Origin of the sequence: Actinoplanes sp. NPDC051851, from assembly GCF_040681165.1 — a bacterium.
Lineage (GTDB): Bacteria > Actinomycetota > Actinomycetes > Mycobacteriales > Micromonosporaceae > Actinoplanes.
The window spans coordinates 127,568-139,083 of sequence record NZ_JBFAYF010000002.1 but is presented as its reverse complement, the minus strand read 5'-3'; the positions used below and the strand labels follow the sequence as shown (position 1 = coordinate 139,083).

Here is an 11,516-nt window from a genome sequence, read left to right as displayed (position 1 = left end):
GTGATCAGATCAGCGTGATCAGATCAGATCGTGGCGTAGGGCGTACGCGACCGCGTGCGCCCGGTTCCGGAGCTGGAGGCGGGTGGTCAGTTCGTGCAACACGTTCTTCACCGTCCGCTCCGAGTAGGAGAGCTTCGAGGCGATCTCGCGCGTCTCCAGGCCCTCGGCGACCAGCCGGAGCACGTCGACCTCGCGGGTGGTCAGGCCACGCAGCGTGAGACCGCGCGGGTGCAGCACCTCGCGCTGCAGGCGGCCCATCTGCTCCAGCAGCCGGCCCAGCAGATCGCCCGGGACACTGCCCTCGCCCTTCGCGGCGCCCAGGATCGCCTGGACCAGCCGGGTCGAGGAGACCTCGGAGCGGCGCACCACGCCGACGACACCGCACTCGACCGCGCGGGAGAGCTGCGCGTCGTCCAGAGTGGACGGCACCAGCACCAGCCGGCTCGTCCCGCGGCGCAACTCACGCAGAGTGGCGTACGTCTCCTCGTTGACCGTGTCCGGCACGACGACGGTGACCGCCGCGGACGCCCGTTCCGCCTCGCCGACCACCCGGATCTCGGGCCGCCCGGCAAGGTGGCTGTTCATGCCGAGCAACGTGATCGGATCCGTGGCCTGGACATATACCGGCACCCGCTGCATGATCGTTCCCCCTTCGGTGTGACACGGACATTCTGACCGGAGGGCCTTAGCAAGTACTTAACGGATTGTGGACGCCAAGGGCCGCGTACCGGACGGGCAACGGGTTTGCCCGAGACCGTTCCCGGACGGCCCTACTGTTGCGCTCGTCGATGCCTGACGCTCAGCACCATGCGTGCATCGGCGAATCTGGGGAGCGAGACCGTCTCGGTGGCCCCCGGCTCCACAGTCGCGGTCCCGGTGACCGTGCGTAACTCGGGCGACACCGTGGAGGCCTATCGGATCGAGGTCCTCGGCGAAACGGCGGAGTGGGCCCGGGTCGAGCCGGCGGACGTCACCATCTATCCCGCGGGCAGCGAGACCGTCACGGTCACCTTCGCCCCGCCACGCTCGGCGCGGGTCGCGGCGGGTGAGAGGCCTTTCGGCGTACGGGTCGTCCCCTCGGAACACCCGGACGCGACCGTGGTGCAGGAGGGCCTGCTCACCGTCGAGCCGTTCCAGGAGGTGACCACCCAGCTCCAGCCGGGCTCCCGTTCGGGGATCAAGCAGGCCCGGTACCGGATCGACACCGACAACCACGGCAACGTGGCCGAGGACGTCGCGTTCGCCGCGGTCGACGGCACCGACCAGGTCACCTTCGCGCTCCGCCCGCCGGTCGCGATCATCGGCAACGGCACCCGCGCCGAGACCTCGCTGACCGTCCGCGCCCGGCGCTGGCACTGGTGGGGTCCGCCGCGCGAGTTCCCGTTCACCGCGGAGGCCAAGCCCGAGGGCGGCCGGGTCCTCGCCATGGAGGGCGTCTTCGTCCAGAAGCCGATCATCTCGGCCGGGCTGCTCAAGCTGCTGGCGGCGCTGCTCGCGCTGCTGCTGGCACTGCTCGCGCTCTGGTTCGGCCTGGTCCGCCCGGCGGTGAAGTCGGCCGCGAAGGAGGCGGTCGACCAGAACACCGCGCAGGAGCGGGCCGCCCAGGAGGCGGAGCTGGCGACCACCCCGCCGGACCCGGCGCCGGCCGCGACCACCGCGGCGCCCAGTGGCGGCTCCGGCCAGCAGGGCGGCGGCACCGGCGACGGCGGCGGCACCGGCGCGACCGGGAACGGGCAGGGCGAGCAGTTCTCGGCGGCGATCACCTTCCGGACCAACAAGTCCGGCTCGGCCGAGCGCAGCTACACCGTCCCGCAGGGCCAGACGTTCCTGCTCACCGACTTCCTGGTGGACAACGTGCAGGGCGACGAGGGCACGCTGCGGGTCACCGCGAACGGCGTCCCGGTCGTCACGTACGCCCTGGAGAACTTCCGCAACCAGGACTACCACTCGGTCACCCCGATCCGGGTCCCGGCCGGCGCCAAGATCAGCATGCTGGTCAGCTGCCGTACGCCCGGCACCCCGGCGAACGCCTCCCCGGCCACCCAGTGCCGCGAGTCCCTGTACCTCAACGGCCTGATGATCAAGACGAAGAAGACCACGTCCGACGACTGACCGGTTCCACACAGGCCGGAAGGGCCCGCGCTTCTCCCCCGTGGAGCGCGGGCCCTTCCTCGTTCCTGTCCTTTTCGGTCAGCGGGCCTGCATCTCCAGGGCGGTGGTGGGCTCCCGCCTCTTCCGTGACTTGTCGAAGATGCCCCACTCCTCCCACTTCTTGCCCTCGCCGATCGCCTTGACGACCTGGCCGACCAGGATGATGGAGAGGCCCGCGTTGCGAACCGGGTTCGTGGCGAGCGTGGCGCTGGTGCCCGCGGCGAGCATCGAGATGCCCTTGATGTTCAGGGCGCCACCCAGCACGCCGAGCGCGCCGCCGCCCGCCTTGCCCCAGTTGATGTTTTTCTTCTCCCAGAGCCGGTTGAGCTCCGACCCCAGGTCACCGGCGGACGACAGGCCGGTCAGCCCGGCGCCGGTCATCGAGAGCGTACGGTTGCCGGTGGCGATGCCGACGATCTGGAGAAGCATCCCGACCCCGGCGCCGAGGTTGCCGACGCCCTTGTAGAGGTCGCCGTCCCAGAAGCCCTTCTGTTGCTCGGCGACCGCGGCCTCCGCAGCCGGCGCCTCGGGCTCCTCCCCGGCGGTGACACTGCCCTCCCGCTCTGTCGTGACACTGCCCTCCCCCTCGGTCGTGACACTGCCCTCCCCCTCGGTCGTGACACTGCCCTCGCGGGAGAGCCGGATCGCGACCTCCTGGACGCCACCGCCGGCGGCCACGATCTCCACGATCTCGCCGGTCAGCCGCCGTGCCGTCGCCTCGTCGAGCCCGGCCTGGGCGAGCAACTGCCGCACGGCGGCGAGAGGCGCGAGAGGGGCGGCCAGGTCGATGCCGCCGCCGGTCTCCTGCGCGGGCTGCTCCCGGGCCGGCGGCTCCTGCGCCGGGGCCTCGGCGTCCTGCTGTTCGATCGCGTCGAAGAACTCGTCGTCCGAGTCGTCCTCCTGGGACAGGCGGCGGTCGTGCATGCGCTGCGCGAGCAGGTGCTCGACCGCGGCGTTCCCGGCCGTACGCTGGAGCAGGGCGATCTGTCCGTGCACACCCGCCGCCGGGTCGTGCCCGTGCTCGTGCCGGTGCGGCGTGCCACCGGGCCGCCCGGACTGCCGTTGGCCGTGATCGTGCCGTCTCACCATCACTCCGATACGGTCTGAAGTGGACTCCCGGGCCCAGCTTAGGAACGCGATCGAGCCCCGGTACCTCCCGTTTCCCGGAAATCCGAGATGTCATCCGGTGGCCATCTCACGCTCACCCATGTCGATAGGCTGGAGAGCGGGACGGCCGTCGCACGCTGACCCGGCCGCCTTTTGAGCGGGTCGGGAGCGGGACGGCCGTACGTGAAAAGCCAGAAAGCGCAAGAAAGGCGATCAGCCGGCGCCGTCGCGGAGGGCCTGTGCGGGTGAGGCGCCGTAGGCCTGGTGATGGGCGGCGGCGAAGCGGCTGTGGTCGAGGAATCCCCAGCGTGCGGCGACGGCGATGACCGTGGTGGCGGCCGGGTCGGCGGCCAGGAGGTCGCGGTGCGCGTGCTCGAGGCGGACGCGGCGGAGATAGCCCATCGGGGTGATGTTCAGATGGCGGCGGAAGGAGAGCTGCAACGAGCGGCCGGTGACGTGCGCGGCCGCCGCGATGTCGGCCAGGGCTATCTCCCGGTGCGCGTTCTCGTCGATGAACGCGACGGCCCGGCGCAGGGTCACCGGGTGCGCGTCGCGTCTGTCCTCGATCGTCGGGTCGGCGAGCGCGTTGTTCGGGAAGACGGTCAGCGCGGTGGCCACCAGCAGCCGGGTGGCACTGTCCGCGAGCAGCGGGTTCACCACCGGCCCGCCGATCGGAGGCATCTCGCCGGCGCCACCGATCGCCTCGTCGACGCAGCTGATCGCCTCGCGAACGTAGCGGTAGGCGAGATTCCAGGTCTGCGCCGCTTCGAGCGAGAGCGGTGCGTGCCCACTGAACCGCACCGGCTCCGGACGGCGCCCCGGTTCGGTGTCCGCCATCCTCCCGGGCAGGGCCGGATCGAGCACCGCCGTGGTGAAGTCCGTTTCTGCACAGCTGACCGCGTACGCCTCATCGGGCCGCACCGGGATGAAGACGTCACCCGGCCCGTACGACCGCGGGCCCCCGTCACATCGATAGGCGAGACTCCCCGACCGTATCCGGCAGATCACCAGCACCCCGAGCGGCTCCGCCCGCAACCCGAAGTCGAGTCCGAGATCGATCTGATCGAGCCGAAGCCCCGGCACGATCGGCGCGGTCTCCAGCCGGATGCCCGCCGGCACGCGCCCGGTGTCGACGCGGATGTTCCCACCGTAGGTCTCGCGGAGGACATGCTCGGCGTGCTCGACATCAGACGCCTCGAAGACCTGCCTCATCACCGCACCCCGGGCGCCTTCTCCGAAACCGACCACGCCACCCGCACAACGATCCGGCACGGCGAAGGACACGGCCGTCCGCTCGTGCCGCGTTTCTCACCACCTACCCGCCGCCGGGCTGACGTCCCATGGCGACGTTGGAATTGACCGGATCAGCCCACCTCGACGCCGACGGCGGACTACACGTGGATCACGGCGATCCGTTGATCCTTGGGCCGGCCCGGTTCCTCGACGAGCCGGGTCAGATCGCCGGGATCCCTGGTCAGCAGAAGCAGGGGACGGGGTAGCTCCAGTGCCGTCACGGCCACCACCGCGTCGATGGCGCATCTGTGCCCGGACAGCCCGGCCGCGCCGAGAAGCTCTCCCGCTCGCCATCCCAGTTCCTGACTCACGGGAAGCACCACGATCCGGGACAGCACACGATGGACCGAAGCGTCCCGAGGACCGCCGCGGAGCACCTCGGTCAGGGCGATGGCACTGACGGTTCCTGGCGGCAGCCGCCAGAGCGAACAGGACCTCAGACCGCGGGCGCAGGCAGTTCGCCCTCTCCCCCCGCTGTCGCTGATGCCGATCGAATACCTGACGCCCGCCATCGAGGACCGCGCCTTCCAAGTACAGATGCTGCACCGGATAAATCGTCCAAAACCTGGACGATTGAGCCCCTCACCCGCAACCACGACCCGGCTGGCACCTCCCCAGTCGGGTGGATCAGCTCCGACCGCAGAGCGACACCCTCCAGGCGCGCGAACATCCGCACCAGCGGCCGCAGGTCCCCCGCATTGGCGTCCTCGAGGCCACGCCGCACGGGTTGAACCTCAAGCTAGGGCTGTGACCCCTGGGTACATTGTGGATCATGGTGTCGTCAGGAGTCCGAGGGTGTTCAGGGGCTTACCGGACAGCCTCGAAACAAGCCTCTGATCAGGCAACCTTGAGTCTCGCTCAAGCCGCGCGACCAAGGCCGTTAGCGCGGTTGGTCGCGGTTCCCGGTGGTGCTACCCTCGCCACAACATGCGGAAAGGTCACGATTGCGCCATTCCAACTGACACCGCCGCACGTCCGGTGATCACTCGGAATCGCACCGCGCTCCGAGAGCCGCCTGACCTTCGCCCTTCTCTGCGGGAAACCGCGTGCCGATGACGAGGTGCCCCGCAACCGACCGAGGAGCCGTCCAGGCCCCGGTCTACTCCCGACGATCGAGTGGTTGCGAGCAACATGGCAAATGAAACAAACGCGGATCCGGCTCGGCTGGCCTCATTCGGGCCGAACGATTGGATCGTGGAAGAGAAGTATCAGCTCTTCCTGGCAGATCCGACGAGTGTGGACCCCGCGTGGCACGAGTTCTTCGCGGATTTCGAGCCGTATACCGGCACCGCATCGCCCGCGAAGGCGCAACCGGCCAAGGCCGCGTCGCAGCCCTCGGCGAACGGCACCGCCCCGCCCGGCGCGAAAACCACGGTTCTGCGTGGCGTGGCCGGCAAGATCGTGCAGAACATGGAGGCTTCGCTCGGGGTTCCGACTGCTACTTCGGTGCGTGGTGTTCCGGCCAAGTTGATGGTCGACAACCGTATCGTGATCAACAACCATCTGTCGCGTGGGCGGGGTGGCAAGGTCAGTTTCACGCATCTGATCGGTTGGGCGTTGGTTCGTGCGGTCATCGCGCATCCGGAGATGAACTACTCGTATGCGGAGATCGACGGCAAGCCGAACCTGGTGCAGCCGGAGCACGTGAATCTCGGTATTGCGATCGACCTGGCGAAGAAGGACGGGTCGCGCAGCTTGGTGGTGCCTTCCATCAAGAACTGTGAGCAGATGGATTTCCGGCAGTTCTGGCAGGCGTACGAGGACGTCGTGCGGCGTGCTCGCCGTAACGAGCTGACCATGGATGACCACGCCGGTACGACGATCTCGTTGACGAACCCGGGTGGCATCGGCACGGTGCATTCGATCCCGCGGTTGATGAACGGGCAGAGCGCGATCATCGGTGTCGGTGCGATGGAGTACCCGGCGCCGTACGCCGGGATGAGCGACGAGATGCTCACCGAGCACGGGGTCAGCAAGGTCACCACGCTGACCAGCACGTACGACCACCGGGTCATCCAGGGCGCGCAGTCCGGCGAGTTCCTCAAGGTGATGCACGAGCTGCTGCTCGGCGGGCACGCGTTCTACGACGAGATCTTCACCTCGCTGCGGATTCCGTACGAGCCGGTGCGCTGGGTGCGCGACGTGGCCCGGACCTCCGAGGGGCAGATCGACAAGGCCGCGCGGGTGGTCGAGCTGATCCACGCGTACCGGGTGCGTGGTCACCTGATGGCCGACACCGACCCGCTCGAGTTCACCATTCGTAAGCATCCCGACCTGGACGTACTGCAGCACGGCCTGACCCTGTGGGACCTGGACCGCGCCTTCCCGGTCGGCGGCTTCGCCGGCAAGGAGAAGATGAAGCTGCGCGACGTGCTCGGCGTGCTGCGGGACAGTTACTGCCGGCGGGTCGGCATCGAGTACATGCACATCCAGGACCCGGAGGAGCGCCGCTGGGTCCAGGAACATGTGGAAGTGGGACACAAGGTTCCCGATTCGGACAGCCAGCGCCAGATCCTGCTCCGGCTCAATGCCGCGGAGGCGTTCGAGACGTTCCTGCAGACGAAGTACGTCGGTCAGCGGCGGTTCTCGTTGGAGGGCGGTGAGTCGCTGATCCCGTTGCTGGACGCGGTGTTGCAGTCCTCGGCTGAGGCGGGGCTGGACGAGATGGTGATCGGCATGGCCCACCGTGGTCGGCTGAACGTGCTCACCAACATCGTCGGCAAGCCGTACGAGAAGCTGTTCAACGAGTTCGAGGGCTGGATGGACCCGAAGTCGGCGCACGGCTCCGGTGACGTCAAATACCACCTCGGCCAGACCGGGAGATACACGACGCCGAACGGCCGACACGCCACCACCGTCAGCGTCGTGGCGAACCCGTCACACCTGGAAGCCGTCGACCCGGTCCTGGAAGGCATCGTCCGCGCCAAGCAGGACCGCCTCGACCTCGGCCTGCACGGCTACACCGTGCTCCCGGTCCTGGTGCACGGCGACGCCGCGTTCGCCGGTCAGGGTGTGGTCGCCGAAACCCTGAACCTGTCCCAGCTGCGCGGGTACCGTACCGGCGGCACGGTCCACGTGATCGTGAACAACCAGGTCGGCTTCACCACCGCCCCGGAGTACAGCCGCTCCACCATGTACTCCACCGACGTCGCCCGCATGGTCGAAGCCCCGATCTTCCACGTCAACGGCGACGACCCCGAGGCCGTCGTCCGCGTCGCGAAACTCGCCTTCGAATACCGGCAGACGTTCAACAAGGACGTCGTGATCGACATGATCTGCTACCGCCGCCGCGGTCACAACGAGGGCGACGACCCCTCGATGACCAACCCGCGGATGTACCAGATCATCGACACCAAGCGCAGCGTGCGGAAGCTCTACACCGAGGAGCTGATCGGCCGCGGCGACATCACCGTGCAGGACGCGGAGGAGCAGCTGCGCGACTACCAGTCCCGCCTCGAAGAAGTCTTCAAAGCCACCCGCGACGCCGCCGGCAGCCCACCCCGCCCACACATCATCGCCGAAGAACCCGAACCCGAGGTCACCTCCGCGATCACCGCCGACGCCGTCCGCGCCGTCGGCCAGGCACACATCGAACTACCCGACGGATTCACCGCCCACAAACGAGTCCAGCAACTACTCGACCGGCGGGCGAAAATGTCCACCGACGGCGGCATCGACTGGGGCTTCGGCGAGCTGATCGCGTTCGGCTCGCTGCTCGCCCAGGGCGTCACCGTCCGCCTCGCCGGACAAGACTCCCGCCGCGGCACGTTCACCTCACGACACGCCGCGATCGTCGACTCGCAAACCGGCAAAGACTTCCTCCCGATCGGCACCCTCGCCACCGGCAACGCCCGATTCTTCGTCCACGACTCGCTGCTGTCCGAGTACGCGGCGATGGGCTTCGAATACGGCTACTCCGTCGAAAACCCCGACGCGCTCGTCCTCTGGGAAGCCCAGTTCGGTGACTTCGTCAACGGCGCCCAATCGATCGTCGACGAATTCCTGTCCTCCGGCGAAGTCAAATGGGGCCAAAAGTCGTCGCTGGTCCTACTGCTACCCCACGGCCAGGAAGGCCAAGGCCCGGACCACTCCTCCGGCCGCCCCGAACGCTTCCTACAACTATGCGCGCAAGACAACATGCGGGTGGCGAACCCGACCACCCCGGCGAACTACTTCCACCTACTACGCCGCCAAGCCCTGTCCAGCAAACGCAAACCTCTGGTCGTCTTCTCCCCCAAATCGCTGCTACGGCACAAACTCGCAATCTCGTCGGTCGCCGACTTCACCCAAGGCACCTTCCAACCCGTCCTCGCCGAGGCCGGCATCAACGGACAAGCGCTGAACCCCAACTCCGTCAAACGGGTCCTGCTCTGCTCCGGCAAGGTCTACTACGACCTGTTCCAAGCCCGCACCGACCGCGGCATCACCGACACCGCGATCATCCGCATGGAACAGATCTACCCCCTGCCCATCGACGAACTCAAGGCCGTCCTGACGCAATACCCGAACGCCGAAGACTTCGCCTGGGTCCAGGAAGAACCCGCCAACCAGGGCGCCTGGTCCTTCGTCGCCCTCAACCTGCTCGAACACATCGAAGGCGTACGACTACGCCGCATCTCCCGCCCCGCCGCAGCCGCCCCCGCAGTCGGCTCCGCCAAAATGCACGAAGCCGAACAACAGGCACTGATCGAAGCATCACTGCCCCGCCCATAACCACCCCACGTGAAAGGGGGCGCTCCGCTTCGGCGGAACGCCCCCTTTCACGTCGTGACGTCAGCCCGCGGTGTCAGCCGGCGCGTGCAGGTCTTCGATGATCTCGTAGGCACGGCGCCTCGACTCGACGGCCATGTCCTTGAACGCCGCCATCTTGGGCATCGTGGCGGCGAGCGTCAGCTCGGCGTGGATGTAACGAATGTCGTCGAGCCCGACCTGTCCCAGCGCCGCGGTGATCCACGGCTCCTGGAAATCGAACGGCGCTCGCGGCGTGCCCGGCGCGTACGACCCACCGCGCGCCGTGATCACCGTGACGTCCTTGCCGACGAGCTTTCCCTGCCGGGTCTCGGTGTCGAACGTGCGGCCCGGCAGAACGATCCGGTCCACCCAGGCCTTGAACGAGGCCGGCACCGCGAAGTTGTACATCGGCAGGGCGAAGACATACGTGTCCGCGGCTTCCAGCTCCGCGATCAGCTGCTCGGTGATCTCCCAGCTGGCAGCCTGTTCCGGCGTGCGGGACGAGGCCGGCGCGAACGCGTCGCCGAGGCTGGGCAGGTCCGGGTAGGGCACCGGGTTCGCGGCCAGATCACGGTAGGTGATCTCGCCATCCGGGTGCTTGGCCTGCCAGGCCTTGGCGAATGCGGCACTGAGCTCGCGAGAGACCGAGCCCGCCACGCGGGTGGAGGTGTCGATGTGGAGCAGATGCGGCACTACAACTCCGTTTCGTTGAGCGAGGAAAGCGGTGACGGCCCGGCTGCGCCGAACCAGCGAGCCAACGCGTCGCCGAGGCCGTCCGAGGTCGCCGACAGACCGGTGGCCCAGGCGACGTAACCGTCCGGGCGGACCAGCATCGCCGAGACCTCGGTGTCGCAGCGGGCAACCACGTGATCGACCCGGCCGGCCCAGCCCGCGACCAGTTCCGCGATGCCCGGATCCGACGCGAAATCGAGGAGGACGCCGCGACCGGAGTGCAGAAGGTTCACCGTACGAGATACAGGGCCTCCGATCGACAGATCAGGCAGGCGCTTACCGACAAGTGGGTGGTCCACACCGGCCAAATCATATCGAATATCCACACCGGCAATCATCCCCGCCAGATAGCGGTTGACCGATGCGAACTCCATCAGGTGGCCGAACAGCTCCCGCAGCGGAGTGATCTCCTCGGCCGGGTCCATGAGCGCCAACTGGGCACGGGTGTTGTGACACACCTGCTGCGCGACCGGGTGGCGCTCGGCGTGATAACTGTCGATCAGACCGGGCGGCGCCCAGCCGGCCACCACGGCCGCGAGCTTCCAACCCAGGTTGACCGCGTCCTGGACGCCGGTGTTGAGCCCCTGCCCACCGGCCGGGAAGTGCACGTGGGCCGCGTCGCCGGCCAGGAAGATCCGGCCGCTGCGGTACTGCGCGGCCTGCCTCGTCGCATTGCCGAACCGGGACATCCAGATCGGCTGATCCATCTCGAGCTCCACGCCGGCGACCCGTTTGACCGAGGCCCGCAGTTCCTCCAGGGTCACCGGGAGCTCCCGGGGGCGCGGCTGGGTCCGGAACTCGACCGCGACCACCCGGTAGTTGTCCTCGCCCAGCGGCACGACACCGAACAGGCCGCCCGGCATGCGCCGCAGTTGCGGACCCGGTGGCTGCTCCTCGGCCAGCCGGACGTCGCCGAGAACCGCGTTCATCGTCGACGGGCTGCCGGGGAAGTCGATGCCGGCCAGCTTGCGCACGGCGCTCGTCCCGCCATCGCAGCCGACCAGGTAGGAGGCGCGCAACCGCTGATCACCGGCCGGAGTGCGGACTGTCACGCTGACGCCGTCCTCGTCCTGGACCAGCTCGGTCACCTCGTGCCCGTAACGGATCTCGACCCCGAGCTCCACGGCCCGCTCGGCCAGGATCGCCTCGGTGCGCGACTGCGGGACCATCAGGGCGTACGTGTGGTTGCCGTCCAGCGCGGAGAGATCGAGCCGGCGCAGACCGGCGAAGTGCGCGGTCGGCCAGACCGGCGCCCCCTCCCGGAACCGGTCCAGCAGCCCTCGCTGGTCGAGCACCTCGACGGTGCGCGCATGCAGTCCCAGCGCGCGCGACTGCCCGCTGGGCTTGGGCAGACGGTCCACCACCACGGTCCGCACGCCGGCCAGTTGCAGCTCGCAAGCGAGCATGAGACCGACCGGGCCTGCACCGGCTACCACGACGTCATGTGCCATCCGTACCCTCGCTCTGCCATTCCGCCGGTGATCGCCGTGCCCGGCGGGCCT

8 protein-coding genes are annotated in these 11,516 nt (G+C 68.4%); 2 read left to right on the top strand and 6 right to left on the bottom strand.

Translation table 11 applies throughout. From position 1 onward, the window contains the following. Positions 1-18 precede the first annotated feature (18 nt). A complete protein-coding gene (locus AB0M08_RS03135; protein WP_364487491.1) occupies positions 19-639 on the bottom strand; it encodes a response regulator transcription factor in 621 nt (206 codons plus the stop codon). Positions 640-807: 168 nt separating this feature from the next. On the opposite strand from AB0M08_RS03135, the gene AB0M08_RS03130 reads away from it, so the two are divergent. Further along, positions 808-2,112 (top strand): hypothetical protein, encoded by a 1,305-nt coding sequence (locus AB0M08_RS03130; RefSeq protein WP_364487488.1) that lies wholly within the window; start codon positions 808-810, stop codon positions 2,110-2,112. A gap of 78 nt (positions 2,113-2,190) precedes the next feature. Here AB0M08_RS03130 and AB0M08_RS03125 read toward each other — a convergent pair whose 3' ends face one another. The 3 genes from AB0M08_RS03125 to AB0M08_RS03115 form a co-directional block, all read right to left on the bottom strand. Then, positions 2,191-3,243 carry a hypothetical protein gene (locus AB0M08_RS03125; RefSeq protein WP_364487485.1) on the bottom strand — a complete coding sequence of 351 codons (1,053 nt, stop codon included), beginning with the start codon at positions 3,241-3,243 and terminating at the stop codon, positions 2,191-2,193. Between the two features lie 228 nt (positions 3,244-3,471). Next, entirely contained in the window at positions 3,472-4,470 is a 999-nt protein-coding gene (locus AB0M08_RS03120) for a helix-turn-helix domain-containing protein (RefSeq protein WP_364487482.1), read from the bottom strand. A gap of 179 nt (positions 4,471-4,649) precedes the next feature. Then, positions 4,650-4,862 (bottom strand): hypothetical protein, encoded by a 213-nt coding sequence (locus AB0M08_RS03115; protein WP_364487479.1) that lies wholly within the window; start codon positions 4,860-4,862, stop codon positions 4,650-4,652. Between the two features lie 820 nt (positions 4,863-5,682). Between AB0M08_RS03115 and AB0M08_RS03110 the strand changes: the two genes are divergently transcribed. Beyond that, complete coding sequence (locus AB0M08_RS03110) at positions 5,683-9,264, top strand: multifunctional oxoglutarate decarboxylase/oxoglutarate dehydrogenase thiamine pyrophosphate-binding subunit/dihydrolipoyllysine-residue succinyltransferase subunit (RefSeq protein WP_364487476.1); 3,582 nt, start codon at positions 5,683-5,685, stop codon at positions 9,262-9,264. Between the two features lie 60 nt (positions 9,265-9,324). Here the strand turns inward: AB0M08_RS03110 and AB0M08_RS03105 are convergent, their stop codons facing one another. Both AB0M08_RS03105 and AB0M08_RS03100 read right to left on the bottom strand, forming a co-directional pair. Further along, the gene (locus tag AB0M08_RS03105; RefSeq protein WP_364487473.1) at positions 9,325-9,975 is read right to left on the bottom strand and encodes an NAD(P)H-dependent oxidoreductase; all 651 of its coding nucleotides are present in this window, start codon (positions 9,973-9,975) and stop codon (positions 9,325-9,327) included. Further along, positions 9,975-11,465: an FAD-dependent monooxygenase gene (locus tag AB0M08_RS03100; protein ID WP_364487471.1), complete on the bottom strand. Its 1,491-nt coding sequence runs from the start codon at positions 11,463-11,465 to the stop codon at positions 9,975-9,977. The genes AB0M08_RS03105 and AB0M08_RS03100 overlap by 1 nt, the downstream gene beginning before the upstream one ends. Positions 11,466-11,516: the final 51 nt, after the last annotated feature.

Excerpts from the sequence above, each read along its gene's own strand:
- AB0M08_RS03130 (WP_364487488.1), top strand. The coding sequence starts at position 808 with ATGCGTGCATCGGCGAATCTGGGGAGCGAGACCGTCTCGGTGGCCCCC.
- AB0M08_RS03120 (WP_364487482.1), bottom strand. The coding sequence starts at position 4,470 with ATGAGGCAGGTCTTCGAGGCGTCTGATGTCGAGCACGCCGAGCATGTC.
- AB0M08_RS03110 (WP_364487476.1), top strand. The coding sequence starts at position 5,683 with ATGGCAAATGAAACAAACGCGGATCCGGCTCGGCTGGCCTCATTCGGG.
- AB0M08_RS03135 (WP_364487491.1), bottom strand. The coding sequence starts at position 639 with ATGCAGCGGGTGCCGGTATATGTCCAGGCCACGGATCCGATCACGTTG.
- AB0M08_RS03100 (WP_364487471.1), bottom strand. The coding sequence starts at position 11,465 with ATGGCACATGACGTCGTGGTAGCCGGTGCAGGCCCGGTCGGTCTCATG.